The organism is Ruegeria sp. CG3, assembly GCF_056537205.1.
Map to the genome: position 1 here is coordinate 135,321 of NZ_JBQFRC010000002.1, position 14,995 is coordinate 150,315.

Sequence of the window (14,995 nt, forward strand, 5' to 3'; positions counted from 1 at the left end):
AGTCAAACCGGATTCGGCGTCAAATTCTTTTTTGAATCAGAGGGTTACGATTTACTCTTGATACAAGATATTGTGGACGGGCTTGAATGAACGTCTATGGTGTGGGGTTACCCCAAGATTTTGCAGCGCCTCGCGGTGTTGTTTGGACGGATAGCCCGCATTGGTTTCCCAGCCGTAGCCCGGATGCTGTTGCGCCAAATCCACCATCAGTTGATCGCGCCAATTCTTTGCAAGGATCGACGCCGCCGCAATCGAGACTGACTTCGCGTCCCCTTTGACCACGGCCTGCGCCGGCAAGGTCAGCCCTTTGGGGATCAGATTGCCGTCGATCAACAGGTAGTCCGGCGCAGGATGCAGGGCGGCGACGGCGCGCTCCATCGCCAGATGAGAGGCATACAAGATATTGAGGTCATCAATTTCCTCAACCGACGCCTCGGCAATGGCAAACTCGGCCCGGGCGCGCAGATCTTCGTCAAGGGTGCGCCGCCTTCGCGCCGTCAGCTTCTTGGAGTCATTCAAACCGTCGGGGATGTCTTGCGGATTCAGAATGACCGCGGCCGCCACGACCGGACCGGCCAACGGGCCGCGGCCCACCTCGTCTACACCGGCTATTCGGGGGTAGCCCTGCGCAATCAGCGCCTGTTCCAATTCAAACGTCGGAGTCGTCATCCCCTCGGCAAACCGCTTTTTGGTCCGAACCGCAACAAAAAAGAAGGAGGCGACCCAAGCCGCCCCCTTCCCGCACAGCGCTTAGGCGGCGCTGCTCCTGCTCGAAACCGATTACTGGTAAACCACGCGGTATCCTTTCTGGCGCAGACAGGCGGGTTCGTAGGCCCGCTTCACCTTCTTGCCGTCCCAGAACCCCACTTTGCACTGTTGTGGCAGGCTATTGGCATGTTTGTAGTGTTTCTCGAGGCAATTCGGCCCCAGCAAAGGACGTTTCTTCGAATAGCCGTTGTATGTCTTCAGGCAACGCTGCGGCAGGTCATAGCGGGCGACACGCCGGGGCAGCGGGCGGATATGATCGGGCCGAACGTTTTGAGGCTGGTAGACATAGTTGTTCTGCCGGGTGACACGCTCTTTGCGCTTCTCCTTGTTATAGTGATTGACGGCCGCACCGATGATGGCAATGGCCGCCAACCCGCCCAGAATATCATGGGCGTCGGCCGCCTTGGCCTGGGATGCGGAAACGCCGGTGATGGCAACTGCGGTGGCGACGACGAGGGCGATGAACTTCCGGTGCATGACAAGTGTCCTTTCAAAGCTGGACGCGGCGCCACTGGCTGACCGCGAAACTGATGCAACAGCTTTCGGCCACCCGCCGACAGACAAGCAATAACGGCCCGGTGTTATCCGATATCATCGCCGCAAACCCTTTGAGATATTGAATATCGCGCCAAGCCATGCGCAGGATGCAGCCTATGAAACAGATCCTCTCTTTCCTGGTCGTTGCGACGTTGATATCGCTGAGCACCACCGTTTCGGCGGCCGAATGCTATGCCGATTACAAGGCCAAACAGGACAACCCGTTGCGCCTGCACTATGGCGTGATGCAGGTGTCCGCCTGCAAAAAGGGGCAGGCCAAGCAAGAGGTGGCCAAAAGGCTGAAATCCTCGGGGTGGACGTTGCTCAACGTGATCAGCGTTTTCGGACCGGAAGGGTTGGATCAAAGGAAGGCCAATGCCGGAAAATTCTATCTCCGTTTCTGAGGCGCGGCGGTCTGGCACCCGGCTGGTCGGAGCAGGCATCGCCGCAATCGTCGTGATCCTGATCACGGCCGCAGCCTTCTTGTTCTGGACCCTGCCCGATGCCAATGCGTTCAACGCTCGGGTCGAGCGGCTGTTCGTCGAAAGTGATCTGACCACCCAGGCTGAAATCCGATTGCTGGAGATCCTCGCGCAATCCGGAACCGCATTTGCCGACACGCTGGCCAGCTACCGGATGGTGATCTTCGTGCTGCTGATCTTTGCCACGGCCATGCTGTTGGCCGCCTTGGTGTTTCTGGTGATGCTGGTGACGTTGAACCGTCGAATGGCCCAGATCGAGCGCACGGGAATCCAGGTCACGTCGCTGTTGATCAGCCGCGAAGAGAACACCGTCTACCTGAACAACATGGATTTCAAGCTGACGCCCGCAGCAATGGAAACACTGGCCGTCCTGGCCGAGTCCCGCCTTGACGACGAAGTGCTGTCGGGGGTTCAGATCGAAGCCATGATCTCTGGCCGAGACATATCGGACTGTGACGAAGCTGCCGGGGCCACGCGCATCAAACGGTTGCGCGACGCGCTGGGCAATCAGATGGTCAGCGAGTTGTTGGTCAAAAACATCGCCAAAAAGGGCTATATGCTGGCGATCGAAAAAGACGTGATCCAGATGGTCTGACCACCTCGGCCGTGGATCGCGATCGGTAAATTCTGTGTCGCGCCCCTTGGAAATCGGGCTGCAAAAGCCCATCCTCTAGGGACCCGGGCAAGGGAGACGGCCGATGAATGTCCACGCCACACGGAATACGAACGGCTACGGAATTTCGATCGAAACGCTTGACGACAGGGTTGCCATCTACCGCGATGACATCCTTCTGGCTGAAAGCACGAATGCCAAGGTCATGTATGAAACCCGCCTGCCGCCTGCGATTTATGTTCCGCGCGAAGACGTGCGCGTTGATCTGAGCGGCGAGACCGAGTTGCAGACCTTCTGCCCGTTCAAGGGCACAGCAACCTATCACGATGTCCTGATCGGCGACGAACGGTTGGCAAACTCGGTTTGGGCCTACGAGGATTCCCTGCCTGAAAGCAAAGCCATCCAGAGTCACATCGGCTTCATGCCGGCGGCCTACACTCATATCGATCTGGGCGACAATCAATTGCGCCAACCGCGAGACGGCAACATCAGCGGCCCGTTGATCGATTGGTTGATGCGTGGCGCGGGGTCGATCTCAACACCGGAAGATTTCACCAAGACCCTGGCCGAAAAAATGCTGGAACACGGCATCGCCATTCAACGCCTCAGCATCCTTGTCTGGTCGCTGCATCCCCTGATCGCAGGCAAGCACTACATTTGGGAAAAGGGTGCCGAGGAGATTTCGACCAATATTCCAACCTACGAGATTCACGACCACCCCGCGTTCATCAACAGCCCCTTGCGGCATGTCTCGAACGGGTTGGGCGGCGTTCGGCAACGGCTGAACGTCGACAACCCCCACAACAGCTTCCCCATCATGGAGGACCTGCGCGCCAAGGGGGGCACCGATTACGTGGCAATGCCTCTGCCGTTTTCCGACGGGCGTATCAATGTCCTGACGTTGACCTGCGACCACCCCAACGGCTTTACCACGGAAAACCTGGGGCTTGTCTTTGAGTGCTCGGCCGTCATCGCCCGCTACTACGAGGTGTTCATGCAGCGCGAGAATGCCCAGGCTCTTCTCGAGACCTATGTGGGCAAACGAACCGGGGCCCGCGTTTTGGGCGGCGACATTCGTCGCGGCGACGGAGACGACATCGACGCGGCCATCATGTTCTGTGACCTGCGCAACTCGACCAGCCTGGAAGAGGATCTGGGCCGCACGGAATACATCAACCTGTTGAACGAATTCTTCGAAACGGTGTCCGGCATCGTCCACGACAACGACGGTGAGGTTCTTAAATTCATCGGCGACGCCGTTCTTGCGGTTTTCCCGGCAGGTGAGGACCCCGGCAAGGCTCGGTCAGACGCTCAGCGCAGTGCGGTTGAAATCGTCGAGAAATTGGCCGAGCTGCGTCGCTCCGACAAGAACCGGCAATGCGATTGTTCGATCGGCGTATCGTTCGGGCGTGTTACGTACGGAAATGTCGGTTCGCGCGAGCGGCTTGATTTCACGGTGATCGGACATGCAGCCAATGTCGCGGCGCGGTTGGGCGAGTTCGGCAAGCTCAATGGCCATCGGATCGTCGTTTCCGAAGATATCGAGCCGGCCTGTTCCCGGGCCGTTCCATTGGGGCCGGTCGACTTGCACAACGTTTCGCATCCGGTGATGTCTTTTGCCTTGCAGACATCCGCTGACACGGTTCTGGATGCCTGAGCATCCGGCACCCTTGCCCCCCGATCCCAAATAGCCATTCATAGCTGCGCACGGCACTGGTGCGCATTCCGATCCTGGCGCGAGGTACTGACCTTAGCCCGAACGGTTCAACTTGCGGCGCCCAGCAAAATCAACGCAGTTTGCGCGGGAGAAATCGAACTCTGCATCTGTGCGATCTGAGTTCGGGCGAGATAAGTATCCGTCAGTTCGGCAATTGCATCGGCATCGACGAACTGCGAAAGGTTCGGCGAACCGGTCACTCTGCTCAGCTTGTCCCGAAATACGTCCAGCTGCTTGTCGATATCCAGCTGGCCAAAGCTTGACGGCAGGCCCAACGCTGTTTCCATCATGCTGCGCAACGGCGGCAGGCTCATCAGATCGTACCACTTCTTGGTCTCGCTTCCGGACTGCCCGGCAAGGTCTTTCAAAGCGTGCTGGGCAAAAAGTGCGATCCGCATCGAGTCGTCGGCTTCTCCGACCGAGCTTTCGAACCGGGCGACGACACTCTTCTGAGCGATCTTGTCCATGTCAGTGATCAGTGCGGTTTTCCGAACCTCGCCCGGACCCAAGCCGAATGCTTCGGAAAACTCGCTGTATCTACTGTCAGCCAGCCGGTTCGCAAGGGCGTCATCCGAACTCGTACCGTCTGACAAGACCTTTTGAACGAAGTACCGATTGTCCAGGTCACCTTCCAATCCGAACGCGCCCAACGCGACCTGCAGCAGGCGTCGGTCAGAGACTAGATCTTCTGCCGATCGGACGTTTCGGATGTTTTCCACAAAATACTGCGTGTCCCGGTCATTGACCGCCGAGGTGGAAAAGGCCTGCAACTGGGCGTCATAGGTGCGCTGCAAAAAACGCCACCCCACGATACCCCCAGTTGGAACGACCGGCAGGAATGTCATTGCCGATAGGCCATCAGACGCTCTTCGCGCGGCAGCAACGATCGAAGCGCCTTCAGGCATTTGTAGTACTGCTCGGTCACCAGGGCTTCGGTCGCCTGCGCCAGGACCCGGCGACTGTCGACATCCGTGAAGACCTGGCTCAGTTCCTCGATCCGTCGCAGCAGCTGTTGTTTTGCGTCTCCCGCTTCCAGATCTCCGGACAGGACCAGCTGGGCCGCGTAACACACGCGCCGGACCGGGGTTGTCACTTCGTCGGGATGTATCGCGTCGCGCAACCGAAGGACATTTGCCTCGGGCGTCATGATTGAAAAGCGGGTCCGCCGATCGCCGTTCTCGATCACTACGCCATTGATCAGAACCCGCTCTTTCGGAGCCAGCTTCAGAACCAGCCCTCCCATTACGCGGTCCCCCGCTGACGCAGCCCGCGCAAAACCGCCAGATTGATTTCAAGCAGCGGCTCGACCCCGGCCTTGCTGGCCAGAACCTGGCCCGTGTGCTGCTCGGTGAACTCGGCCAGATAGAAGATCCGCGCGCGCAGCTCATTCGGCAGTGCATTGTCCGAGTCAACGACGCCATTGGCCAGGACGGACCACAAGCGGCGGTTTTCATGCAGGGCCTGAACAAAGCCCGCGAAATCCGAAGCTTTGCGCGCGGCTGCTTCCTTGAGCCGATGCGTGATCTTTGAAATCGCCTCATACTCGGTATCACGCGGGGTTCGCGTCCGAGCGGCGGACTGAGCATATGCCCGTTGTGCAAGCGTTTGCGGGGTCACTTGAAATCCTTTCAAAAGGCCGTCGTATTTGCAGTCGCAGCCGGGGCGCGTTGGTAACGCCCCGACCAAGTTTCCGCCTTAGCGGAACAGCGACAGGATCGACTGCGGGGCCTGGTTGGCGATCGACAGCGATTGTGTCGCCAATTGCTGCTGGACCTGCAGGGCCTGCAGACGGGCCGAGGTCTCTTCCATATCGGCGTCCACCAGCGAGCCGATGCCGGATTTGAAAGAGTCAGTCAGGTTCGAGATGAACTCCTTCTGGGTCTCGATCCGCCCTTGCGCCGAACCGAACGCGGCCGACGCGTCAATCGCAGTGTCGATCAAGGTTTCGATCGTGCCCAGTGCTGCGGCAGCGCCGGCACTGGTCGAAACGTCAATCGACGACAGCGCGCCAAGACCGCCAGAACCGGCATTGGTGAACTGGGCCGAAACGGTTACGTCGCGATCTGCGTCAGCACCAGCGGTTGCGGTCCCGGTCACGAAGGACAGGGTGCCCGGCGCGCTGGAGTCATAGTCGATCGCTACACCGGTGATCCCAAGCGCGTCGATCTGGTTCTTCAGCCCCACTGCCACGATGGCATCTGTGTAGGCAGAGTCATAGGTTCCCGAAGGGTCCAGATCGCTGGCCTGCACGGTGTATGATGCAACTTTGTCCCCGATGGTGATCGACACTTTGTCTCCGACGGCGAAGTTGTCGGTCGAACTGTCGATCACGATGTCACCGGAACCGCCGGACTTGTCCATTGTGAACCCGGCGGCGTCATTGTCAGTGGTCGCGTTGTCCGAGCCGGCCAGAACGCCCTTGCTGGCATACCCACCGGTCGACAGGTCCTGGCTGGCCACCGAAATCGACGACGCGGTCACGTTGCCAGCGCTGTCGCGATCCAGCGACGACAGGATCGATGCGGTGCCCGCTGACCCGTCCACAAGATTGAGGCCGTTGAACTGTGCGGCACCGACAACCGATGCGATCTGGTCCCGCAGGGCGGTTACGTCATCATTGATCTTGCCGCGGTCGACGTTGTCCTCCTGCGCGGCGACGATCTTGTTCTTCATCTGGGTCAGCAGGTCGGTCACGGTTTCCGAAGCGTTCCGGGCCACGGCGACAGTCGATTCACCCAGTGCCAGGCTATCCTTGATCGCATTGAAACCGTTGACGTCGGATTCCATCACCTTGGAAATCGCCCATACAGCCGAGTTGTCCTTGGCCGTAGCGACATCCTTACCTGTCGAAATCGCGTTCTGGGTTGCTGCAAGGTTCTTGTTGACCGATTTCAGAGTCTGCAGCGCAACCATCGCGCCGTTGTTTGTCAGAATGCTGGACATGTTTTTCATCCTTTTCCATTCGGGCCTTCTTCGCCCAGTGACGCCCGACCATCATTGGCGGGCGGGTTGTCGTTCTGACCTGTGCGAGCTACCGATCGGTGTTCGCGCCACCTTCTTTCGAGGTGCGGGACCACTTTTGGGCCTGATCTCCTAACGGAGTGCTAAGGCGGTCCGACCGAAAAAGACGGATTTGAATCAAACCCGCCGCTAGGCACGTTTTTCCAACTTGGGATCCTGACGGACGGCGAAGCCATTGCGTTGCCCGGCCGCGTCGTATGTCGTGAATTCCTGCCGGATTTTTCTGAGTTCAGCCATCCGGTTCATGACCGCCCGGATCCCTTCGGCCGCGCTGTTCAGCATGCCCTGATTGCGCTCGACCTTCTTGTGCAGCCGAATCAAGTCGTCACTGTCGTGCACCTGCATCTCGTTGAGTGCGCCGATCAGTTTTTCCTTCTGCGGCATCATCTGGCCCAGCCGATCCAGGTCTCCTTCGACCAAAGCCCTGCGCTCGAGATCGAGAACCTCCTCGAGAGCCTTAATCAGTTCCTGCTTGTGCTCAGTCGGCATGGGTCTTCTCCATAATTGCATTGAATAGGGTTTCCGACAGTCCGATCCCGCCGGATCGGGCCAATTGCCTGGCCTGCTCCTGCAACAGGAAAGACGCGAACTGGTCTTCGCCCGCGCCGCCTCCGAAAGCCTGCCGCGCCTTGTCCAAGCCTGCGGCTTTCAGCATTTCGGCTAGAAAAGTTGCCTCAAGCTCGACCGCTGCGGCCTTGAGTCTTTGTGCGGTCATATTGCTGCGCGGTATCGGCGCGAGGTTTGGGATTTCCATCGCCCTCTCCGAAAATTGTTTCGATCTTTGTCGATCAAAGCGAAGAGCGGTTAAAATAAATGTAACTACCTTGAGGGCAGGTTTGGGCCAAACAACCGGAGCCGGAGCAAAATGCCCAACGCCCTGACCATGATGACCAATGTGATTTCCGGCGGAAAGCCGGATTGGGCCGCAAAATCCGAGCCCCCAACAAAAGGCGACTCGGATTTCGCGGAACTCATGGCCGAAGATGAGATGCCGAACCTTGAGGCCGAGGCGAAACCTCATCCGGACAGCAGCGCGGATCCAGAAATCGTGGATGGCGATGAAAACACCGACCCGGACGTCCTGCAGGCCGAACCTGATTTGGCTGAACCGCTGGAATTGCAGGGATCACAACAGGACGCTCGACAGAAAGACACGCCTCTGTCCGCGGCAACGCCCGTTGAATTTCCAAAGCGCGAGGCGACGACGCACGCCACTCTCGAGGCAAGTCCCCCCGCGGAGGGGCGCCAGTCAACTGCCGCCGCGGCCATGCGCGCAGTAACCTCTGATCCCGATCGCCGATCGCTCGCGGGCGACACGGGCAAGGGAACCGAAGCGCCCGAGCGTGTCGCGAGCACAGCGTCTCAACATGGGTCAGCGGCAAAAGAGCAGTTGAACACCACCGAACCTGGAATGAGTGGAGGGCTGCAGAACCGAAAGGACGAATTGCGCACTGCAACCGGTAAAGAAGCCAAGCGCGACGAGCAGGCCACCGGATCGTGGGGGGTGGATCAACGGCCGGCCAAACCTGCTGGCCAGGGAACGGAATCCATCATCCGGGCACAGATCGTCGGTACATCGGAACGCGCAGCACTGAAGGACCCGATGCCAGAGGACAGTCTGCACGACCGGATGCCAACGCAGGACTTGGGTACGACCCCAGCGCAAAGGGATGCAGGCCCGACCAACGGCGTCCCGCTCTCGGGCCGGGCGGAAATTGCTCGGGCAGTCGCCGGGCAAATGGCGGCCAGCATCGTCGCAAAGCCGGGAAGCGGAAGCGTGGAAATCGCACTGACTCCGGAAGAGCTGGGCAAAGTTTCGATCAAGGTGACCGGGCGCGAAGACGGGTTGCACATGATGATCGTCGCTGACCGGCCCGAAACCATGGATCTCATGCGCCGGCATATTTCGATCCTGTCAGCCGAATTCAAGGAGATGGGGCTGGGCGATCTTTCCTTTGATCTGGGCACCTCGGAGAACCCAGAACAGGACGCTGAGCCACGTGAACGCAGCACATTCATCACCGCGGGGGACCTTGACCCCGCAACCGAAACACCCGCTCGGGCCCGCCCAACTCAGGTGGACCGGGCGTTGGACCTGAGGCTTTGACCCATGATCACCACAGCGGCATCCACGGCACAAACGCCCTCAACAGCGCATCCAACGGGAACCTCAGCAGCGACAGGGCTGACTTCGGACTTCGAGACGTTTCTGATGATGTTGACGGCGCAGGCGCGCAACCAGGACCCTCTGGAGCCACTGGATTCGTCGGAATATGCGTCGCAACTCGCTCAGTTTTCGATGGTCGAGCAGCAGGTGCAGACCAACGACCTTCTGGCAACCCTCACCGCCGCCCTGAGCAGCGTCAATCTGGATGAGCTGTCCAACTGGATTGGGGTCGATGTTCAGGGGGCAGCCTCCTTCCGGTTTGATGGCCAGCCACAGACCATATTCACTCAGCCCGACCTGGGCGCGGATGCGTCTGTGCTGGTCATCAGGGATTCTGACGGAACCGAAATCGACCGGGTCTCTGTTCCGGTATCCGAGACTGAGTTTCTTTGGGCTGGAGTGGATGCGTCGGGCAATCCGCTGCCCAACGGCACCTATTCCGCGACGCTGGAAAGCTATTTGGGGGATGAACTGCTCTCGGCGCGGCCTGCGGCCACCTACAGCCGCGTCGTCGAAGCACAAGTCGGGGCCGGTGTCGTCATGTTGACCTTGGACAGCGGCGTCGTGATTCCGGCAACCGACGTCGTTGCCGTTCGTACCGGCGCTTGAACTCGGGGGCGCTGCGGGCCAAGGATTGGCCGTCCAGATTCGCAACGCTCCGGTGTCTCAACTGTCCGTTCCAACCGCTCCTCCACCCGGCCTTGCAGACCAACTTGTCGAAAGCGGGTTGATCGCAAAAGACGCCCAGTTCGAAACGCTGTATGGCGGACGCACGAACCAGGTGTGGAAGGTATTGGACGCCGAGCCGGACCGGGTTTTGAAGTTCTATCGGTCTTCCCTTCAAAACCCGCTGTTTCGCAACGACGCCCAACTCGAAGCAGCCTGTCTGCACGCACTTGCTGCGACGGGGTTTGTTCCGCGGCTTCGCGCCTCGGGCAGCTTTGGCCCGGATCGCTGGGTTTTCTATGACCATGCGGCTGGCACTCCGTGGCGAGAAGGGACCGCGCAGGTGGCGAAACTGCTGCATAATCTGCACGCCCGAGAAATCGTGCTAGAGGTCCCTAAGGGATGCAATGGAAGCGTTGATCTCGATCATCACGGCACCCGTATTTTGAACGGTTGCCGCTCGGGAATCAGCGCCGTTCTGGCCGAACGCAAACCCAGGGTCCGGGTGCCGCCGACCCCCCGAGTATGCCTGATCCATGGCGACCCGGTGGCCGGCAACATCCTCGTCTCCTCTGCGGGGCTGACACTGATCGACTGGCAATGCCCGGCGATGGGTGACCCATGCGAGGATCTTGCCCTGTTCCTGTCACCCGCCATGCAGCATCTCTATCGCGGCAAGGCGCTGACCCCCGAGGAAGAGGCTACGTTTCTGTCGGCCTATGACAGCCCGCCGACGGTGCGCCGATACCTCGAGCTAAAGCCCTGGTACAATTGGCGTATGGCTGCCTACTGCCTGTGGCGGGCCGAGAATGGTGCGCCAGCCTATAGGGCCGGGTTTGACCTTGAGGTTGCGGCCCTCTGACCGTGGGCCGTATCACAAATCGGCAAGAGCCATGGCCGCATAAGCCGGTGGCATCAGCAGTCGCCGCCAGCGCCCGAATGGGAACTTTGACGGCGGTTTGGCGATGACGTCCGGAATATTCGCGGGCTCACCCAAAACCAAGCGGGCCAATGCCCGCCCGCAATAGCTGCCCATCGCCACGCCGTTCCCGTGATAGGCCAGACCGGCAAACAAGCCCGGGTGGCCCGGAACCTCCCCGACAAAGGGCAGCAGGTCGCGGGTCAGGCAAACCATACCTGACCACATATGAGTTGCCTCAACCTCGGCCCAACCCGGGAACATGCGATCAAAGTCACGGCGTACTTTGCGACGGATCACAGCTTCGGCGCGCGGCGAGGACATGAGGCCTCCTCGCATTCCGAAAAGGAACCGGTTGTCCGGCATCAGACGGAAATAGTGCAGCAGGTTGCGCGTGTCGTACGCCATCTGGCGCGAAGTCCAACCCTGTTCCTGCAATTCAGCTTCGGTCAGCGGACGTGTCACTATGACCGTAGACTGTGCGGGCATGTAACGGGCGGCCAACCAGTCGGGCAGATCGTCGCTGGAATAACCGTTGGTGCAGATCAACACCGTCTTGGTCTGAACACGGCCCGTGGGGGTGGTCATCCTGTACCCGGACCCGGCATTTCTGATGTCCTGAACCGGGCTTTTCGAGAATACTGCGGCACCTTGCGCCTGCGCGGCCCGGGCCAACCCGAACAGGTATTTCTGCGGGTTCAGCCCAAAACCGACCGGGTCGGTATATCCGCCAAAGAAACTGCCCCCCATACCGAGGCGTTCCAAATCCGACGGCTCATGCAGAACCCCACCGCTTTCGGCGCGACGCCGCAGCCGCTCCATCGCGCGCGGGCTGTGCGCCAACTGCGTCTCCCCTTCGGAGTGAACGTCTGCGTCGATCCGAAACCGCTGCAAAAGATCCGCAACCAAGGCGACCGCGTCGGTTTCGGCCTGCGCGTAATCCTGTGCCGCCGAAATCCCATAGCGCCGCGCAAGTGTCGCCGAACCAAGCTTGGACCCTCCTTGGCAGCAAAACCCACCATTGCGCCCAGAAGCACCCCAGCCCGGAGTTTCGGCTTCGAACACGGCGACAGAAACACCGCGTTCGGCGATGTGCAGGGCCGCAGACAATCCGGTGAACCCGCCGCCGACAATCGCAACGTCGGTCGACAAATCACCCGAATGAACGGGCCAGTCAGGCGCCGTAGTGGTTTCATCCCACCAACACCCCTCACGGGGGCCGGGGCCATAGGTATAGGCCGGAAAGATCCGCCTCATTCGGTGCGCGCGGCAGCTTGTTCCTCTTGCCGCTGCCGGACCATCGCGCGTTTCGACACCAGCGAAGCGGTGATCACGCCCACGGTGACCACGGCGATCATGATGGTCGACAGCGCGTTGATTTCCGGGCTGACCCCCAGACGTACGGCCGAGAAAATCTTGATCGGCAGGGTCGTGGCCGAGGGGCCGGACGTGAAGGACGCGATCACCAGGTCATCCAGCGACAGGGTGAAGGCCAGAAGCCACCCCGAGATCACCGCAGGCGCGATGATGGGGAGCGTCACCAACCTGAAGGCCTGCGCCGGCGAGCAGCCCAGATCCAGCGCCGCCTCTTCCAGCGACCGGTCGAACGTCACCAGCCGCGAGGACACCACGACCGAGACGTAGCACATCGAAAAGGTCGTATGCGCCAGCACGATGGTCAGGATGCCTCGGTCCAGCCCGATCCCGATGAACAGCAGCAGCAGCGACAGGCCGGTGATCACCTCGGGCATCACCAGCGGCGCATAGATCATCCCGGAGAACAGCGTACGGCCAAAGAACCGCCCGCCCCGCACCATGACATAGGCTGCCATGGTGCCCAGAATGGTCGCCAGCGTCGACGAGAACACGGCAACGCGAACGGTGACCCAAGCCGCATCCAGAAACGCCTGGTTCTGCATCAGTTCGCCATACCATTTGGTCGAGAACCCAGCCCAGACCGTGACCAGCTTGCTTTCGTTGAAGCTGAAGATGATCAGGATCACCATCGGGATGTACAAAAACGCAAAGCCCAGCGTCAGCGAGACCGTGTTGAACCAGCTCAGCCTGTTCATTGCTCTGCCTCCGCCTGTTTCTGCTGGTTGCGCTGGAACAGCACGATCGGGATCACCAGGATCAGCAGCAGGATCACCGCCACGGCGCTGGCCACCGGCCAGTCGCGGTTCGAGAAGAACTCCTCCCACAAGACTTTGCCGATCATCAGCGTGCCCGACCCGCCCAGCAGCGAGGGGATCACGAATTCACCGATCACGGGGATCATCACCAGGAAACATCCCGCAATGATGCCCGGGCGCGACAGTGGGATGGTCACCAGCCAGAAGGCCTGCGTGCGCGAACAGCCCAGATCCTCGGCCGCCTCGATCAGCGAGCCGTCCAGCCGGTCCAGCGCCGCATAGATCGGCAGGATCATGAAGGGCAGGTAGGTGTAGACGATGCCGACATAGACGGCCGTTTGCGTGTTCAGAATGGTCAGCGGGGTCGAGATGATGCCCGTCCACAGCAGGAACTGGTTCAGGTAGCCTTCGTTCGACAGGATCCCCATCCACGCATAGACGCGGATCAGGAACGAGGTCCAGAACGGCAGGATCACCAGCATCATCAGCGTCGGACGCCATTCCTCGGGCGCGCGGGCCATGCCATAGGCGATGGGATAGCCCACCACCAGGGTCAGCGCGGTCGCGATCAGCGCGATCTTGACGCTGGACAGGTAGGCTTTCCAGTACAGGTCATCCTCGGTCAGCCAGACGAAATTCTCGAAATCCAGTTGGCTGAAGAATTCCTTGATCCCGGCCCAGCCCTGCGACAGATCAAGGGTCGGGGTGTAGGGCGGGATCGCAAGCGCGATGTCCGACAGCGAGATCTTCAACACGATGAAGAACGGCACCAGGAACAGGGCCAGCAGCCAGACATAGGGAATGGCGATCAGGACCGCGCGGCGCATCAGTCTGCCAGCAGAACCGCCGCCGTGGCTGTCCAGGACAGCCAGACAGGGTCTTCCCAAGTAAAGGACCGGCGGGAAATCCGCCGTGTATTGGCCGTTTGCGCCTTGATGATCGTCCCGTTTGGCAATTCGACATGGTAGGTCGATAGGTTGCCCAGATAGGCGATGTCATGCACCTTGCCCTGCACGGCGTTGACGGCATCGGCAGGACGCTCGGCCGAGATCGTTACCTTTTCCGGCCGGATGGCCAGGTGACAGGCCTGCCCGTTTCCGAAGCTTGCCGCGGACGTGGCGGTCAGAGGCGGCTGGCCCTCGGCCCATTCGATACTGTACGTGCCCTCACCGGCTGCGGTTGCACGACCTTCGATGATGTTCACGTCCCCGATGAAATCGGCGACATAGACGGAATTGGGGTTTTCATAAATGCGGTCGGGCGTGGCGACCTGCATCAGCTTGCCCTGATCCATCACGGCAACGCGGCTGGCCACCGTCATCGCCTCTTCCTGGTCGTGGGTCACGATCACGAAGGTGGTGCCGGTCTTTTCCTGAATGTCCATCAGCTCGAACTGGGTGTCTTGGCGCAACTTCTTGTCCAGCGCTCCCAGCGGTTCGTCCAACAGCAGCAGTTTCGGCGCCTTGGCCAGCGACCGGGCCAGCGCCACGCGCTGACGTTGACCACCGGAAATCTGGTGCGGTTTGCGGCGGGCGAATTTCTCAAGACGGGTCAGGCGCAGCATCTCCTCGACCCGGTCTTCCAGATCATGCTTGGGCATGTTGTCCCGGCGCAGGCCAAAGGCGATGTTGTCCCAGACGTTCAGATGGGGAAACAGCGCGTAGGACTGGAACATCATGTTGACCGCCCGCTTGTTCGGCGGAACCGGGTCGATGTCCTGACCACTCAGAATGATGTGGCCTTCGGTGGGTTTCTCGAACCCCGCCAGCATCCGCATCATCGTCGTCTTGCCGCAACCCGACGGCCCCAGCAAAGCAAAGAATTCCCGCTCGAAGATGTCCAGCGACAGATTGTCGATGGCAGTAAAGTCCCCGAATCGCTTGGTCACATTTTTGAACTGGATCAAGGGTTTCGCCTGCGGATCTTCCCACGGCGCAAAGACGGTAGAGTTCAAATCGGCCCCCGTAAGTCAG

Annotated in this window: 18 protein-coding genes; 6 read left to right on the forward strand and 12 right to left on the reverse strand. The window is 60.1% G+C overall.

The genetic code is table 11. The annotated features are described in order from the left end of the window. Window positions 1–51: 51 nt before the first annotated feature. Complete coding sequence (locus ACR0NB_RS11200) at window positions 52–669, reverse strand: ribonuclease HII (RefSeq protein ID WP_170360772.1); 618 nt, start codon at window positions 667–669, stop codon at window positions 52–54. A 111-nt stretch (window positions 670–780) separates the two neighbouring features. Continuing rightward, window positions 781–1,245 (reverse strand): hypothetical protein, encoded by a 465-nt coding sequence (locus ACR0NB_RS11205; protein WP_170364227.1) that lies wholly within the window; start codon window positions 1,243–1,245, stop codon window positions 781–783. 176 nt (window positions 1,246–1,421) lie between these two features. Here ACR0NB_RS11205 and ACR0NB_RS11210 point away from each other — a divergent pair, with 176 nt between their 5' ends. From ACR0NB_RS11210 to ACR0NB_RS11220, 3 genes are all read left to right on the forward strand, one after another. Then, complete coding sequence (locus ACR0NB_RS11210; protein ID WP_093964235.1) at window positions 1,422–1,709, forward strand: hypothetical protein; 288 nt, start codon at window positions 1,422–1,424, stop codon at window positions 1,707–1,709. Continuing rightward, window positions 1,681–2,382: a winged helix-turn-helix domain-containing protein gene (locus ACR0NB_RS11215; RefSeq protein WP_093964234.1), complete on the forward strand. Its 702-nt coding sequence runs from the start codon at window positions 1,681–1,683 to the stop codon at window positions 2,380–2,382. The genes ACR0NB_RS11210 and ACR0NB_RS11215 overlap by 29 nt, the downstream gene beginning before the upstream one ends. A gap of 103 nt (window positions 2,383–2,485) precedes the next feature. Continuing rightward, window positions 2,486–4,057 carry a DUF427 domain-containing protein gene (locus ACR0NB_RS11220; RefSeq protein WP_480775702.1) on the forward strand — a complete coding sequence of 524 codons (1,572 nt, stop codon included), beginning with the start codon at window positions 2,486–2,488 and terminating at the stop codon, window positions 4,055–4,057. Window positions 4,058–4,164: 107 nt separating this feature from the next. Here the strand turns inward: ACR0NB_RS11220 and ACR0NB_RS11225 are convergent, their stop codons facing one another. The 6 genes from ACR0NB_RS11225 to ACR0NB_RS11250 all read right to left on the reverse strand — a co-directional run bounded on the left by ACR0NB_RS11225 (window position 4,165) and on the right by ACR0NB_RS11250 (window position 7,892). After that, window positions 4,165–4,926: a DUF1217 domain-containing protein gene (locus ACR0NB_RS11225; RefSeq protein WP_480775703.1), complete on the reverse strand. Its 762-nt coding sequence runs from the start codon at window positions 4,924–4,926 to the stop codon at window positions 4,165–4,167. A gap of 32 nt (window positions 4,927–4,958) precedes the next feature. Then, window positions 4,959–5,360 (reverse strand): flagellar biosynthesis repressor FlbT, encoded by a 402-nt coding sequence (gene flbT, locus ACR0NB_RS11230; RefSeq protein WP_170341263.1) that lies wholly within the window; start codon window positions 5,358–5,360, stop codon window positions 4,959–4,961. Beyond that, the gene (gene flaF, locus ACR0NB_RS11235) at window positions 5,360–5,734 is read right to left on the reverse strand and encodes a flagellar biosynthesis regulator FlaF (RefSeq protein ID WP_480775704.1); all 375 of its coding nucleotides are present in this window, start codon (window positions 5,732–5,734) and stop codon (window positions 5,360–5,362) included. The genes flbT and flaF overlap by 1 nt, the downstream gene beginning before the upstream one ends. A gap of 78 nt (window positions 5,735–5,812) precedes the next feature. After that, window positions 5,813–7,060 carry a flagellin gene (locus ACR0NB_RS11240; protein WP_170364222.1) on the reverse strand — a complete coding sequence of 416 codons (1,248 nt, stop codon included), beginning with the start codon at window positions 7,058–7,060 and terminating at the stop codon, window positions 5,813–5,815. A gap of 207 nt (window positions 7,061–7,267) precedes the next feature. Beyond that, window positions 7,268–7,627, reverse strand: coding sequence for a flagellar biosynthesis protein FlgN (locus tag ACR0NB_RS11245; protein ID WP_480775705.1), 360 nt, complete (start codon window positions 7,625–7,627; stop codon window positions 7,268–7,270). Beyond that, a complete protein-coding gene (locus tag ACR0NB_RS11250; RefSeq protein WP_480775706.1) occupies window positions 7,617–7,892 on the reverse strand; it encodes a rod-binding protein in 276 nt (91 codons plus the stop codon). The genes ACR0NB_RS11245 and ACR0NB_RS11250 overlap by 11 nt, the downstream gene beginning before the upstream one ends. Window positions 7,893–8,003: 111 nt before the next feature. Here ACR0NB_RS11250 and ACR0NB_RS11255 point away from each other — a divergent pair, with 111 nt between their 5' ends. Genes ACR0NB_RS11255 through ACR0NB_RS11265 form a run of 3 tightly spaced genes read left to right on the forward strand, consistent with a single transcriptional unit; the run spans window position 8,004 to window position 10,833 of the window. Next, entirely contained in the window at window positions 8,004–9,245 is a 1,242-nt protein-coding gene (locus tag ACR0NB_RS11255; protein ID WP_480775707.1) for a flagellar hook-length control protein FliK, read from the forward strand. 3 nt (window positions 9,246–9,248) lie between these two features. After that, complete coding sequence (locus tag ACR0NB_RS11260; RefSeq protein WP_480775708.1) at window positions 9,249–9,914, forward strand: flagellar hook capping FlgD N-terminal domain-containing protein; 666 nt, start codon at window positions 9,249–9,251, stop codon at window positions 9,912–9,914. A gap of 25 nt (window positions 9,915–9,939) precedes the next feature. Next, the gene (locus tag ACR0NB_RS11265) at window positions 9,940–10,833 is read left to right on the forward strand and encodes a phosphotransferase (RefSeq protein WP_480775709.1); all 894 of its coding nucleotides are present in this window, start codon (window positions 9,940–9,942) and stop codon (window positions 10,831–10,833) included. Between the two features lie 12 nt (window positions 10,834–10,845). Here the strand turns inward: ACR0NB_RS11265 and ACR0NB_RS11270 are convergent, their stop codons facing one another. From ACR0NB_RS11270 to ACR0NB_RS11285, 4 genes are read right to left on the reverse strand one after another with little or no spacing between them, the layout of a single operon-like run. After that, complete coding sequence (locus ACR0NB_RS11270; RefSeq protein WP_480775710.1) at window positions 10,846–12,147, reverse strand: NAD(P)/FAD-dependent oxidoreductase; 1,302 nt, start codon at window positions 12,145–12,147, stop codon at window positions 10,846–10,848. After that, on the reverse strand, window positions 12,144–12,962 hold the full coding sequence (locus tag ACR0NB_RS11275; protein WP_005980381.1) for an ABC transporter permease: 819 nt from the start codon (window positions 12,960–12,962) through the stop codon (window positions 12,144–12,146). Before ACR0NB_RS11275 ends, ACR0NB_RS11270 begins: the two co-directional genes overlap by 4 nt. Continuing rightward, window positions 12,959–13,849 (reverse strand): ABC transporter permease subunit, encoded by an 891-nt coding sequence (locus tag ACR0NB_RS11280; protein WP_480696352.1) that lies wholly within the window; start codon window positions 13,847–13,849, stop codon window positions 12,959–12,961. The genes ACR0NB_RS11275 and ACR0NB_RS11280 overlap by 4 nt, the downstream gene beginning before the upstream one ends. After that, window positions 13,849–14,976 carry an ABC transporter ATP-binding protein gene (locus ACR0NB_RS11285; protein WP_480775711.1) on the reverse strand — a complete coding sequence of 376 codons (1,128 nt, stop codon included), beginning with the start codon at window positions 14,974–14,976 and terminating at the stop codon, window positions 13,849–13,851. The genes ACR0NB_RS11280 and ACR0NB_RS11285 overlap by 1 nt, the downstream gene beginning before the upstream one ends. Window positions 14,977–14,995 lie beyond the last annotated feature (19 nt).

What these genes read in the sequence shown, in the direction of transcription:
- flbT (WP_170341263.1), bottom strand. Translation starts at nt 5,360, where the DNA reads ATGGGAGGGCTGGTTCTGAAGCTGGCTCCGAAAGAGCGGGTTCTGATC.
- ACR0NB_RS11215 (WP_093964234.1), top strand. Translation starts at nt 1,681, where the DNA reads ATGCCGGAAAATTCTATCTCCGTTTCTGAGGCGCGGCGGTCTGGCACC.
- ACR0NB_RS11205 (WP_170364227.1), bottom strand. Translation starts at nt 1,245, where the DNA reads ATGCACCGGAAGTTCATCGCCCTCGTCGTCGCCACCGCAGTTGCCATC.
- ACR0NB_RS11220 (WP_480775702.1), top strand. Translation starts at nt 2,486, where the DNA reads ATGAATGTCCACGCCACACGGAATACGAACGGCTACGGAATTTCGATC.
- ACR0NB_RS11210 (WP_093964235.1), top strand. Translation starts at nt 1,422, where the DNA reads ATGAAACAGATCCTCTCTTTCCTGGTCGTTGCGACGTTGATATCGCTG.
- ACR0NB_RS11270 (WP_480775710.1), bottom strand. Translation starts at nt 12,147, where the DNA reads ATGAGGCGGATCTTTCCGGCCTATACCTATGGCCCCGGCCCCCGTGAG.
- ACR0NB_RS11245 (WP_480775705.1), bottom strand. Translation starts at nt 7,627, where the DNA reads ATGCCGACTGAGCACAAGCAGGAACTGATTAAGGCTCTCGAGGAGGTT.
- ACR0NB_RS11240 (WP_170364222.1), bottom strand. Translation starts at nt 7,060, where the DNA reads ATGTCCAGCATTCTGACAAACAACGGCGCGATGGTTGCGCTGCAGACT.
- ACR0NB_RS11200 (WP_170360772.1), bottom strand. Translation starts at nt 669, where the DNA reads ATGACGACTCCGACGTTTGAATTGGAACAGGCGCTGATTGCGCAGGGC.
- ACR0NB_RS11260 (WP_480775708.1), top strand. Translation starts at nt 9,249, where the DNA reads ATGATCACCACAGCGGCATCCACGGCACAAACGCCCTCAACAGCGCAT.
- ACR0NB_RS11280 (WP_480696352.1), bottom strand. Translation starts at nt 13,849, where the DNA reads ATGCGCCGCGCGGTCCTGATCGCCATTCCCTATGTCTGGCTGCTGGCC.
- ACR0NB_RS11255 (WP_480775707.1), top strand. Translation starts at nt 8,004, where the DNA reads ATGCCCAACGCCCTGACCATGATGACCAATGTGATTTCCGGCGGAAAG.
- ACR0NB_RS11275 (WP_005980381.1), bottom strand. Translation starts at nt 12,962, where the DNA reads ATGAACAGGCTGAGCTGGTTCAACACGGTCTCGCTGACGCTGGGCTTT.
- ACR0NB_RS11250 (WP_480775706.1), bottom strand. Translation starts at nt 7,892, where the DNA reads ATGGAAATCCCAAACCTCGCGCCGATACCGCGCAGCAATATGACCGCA.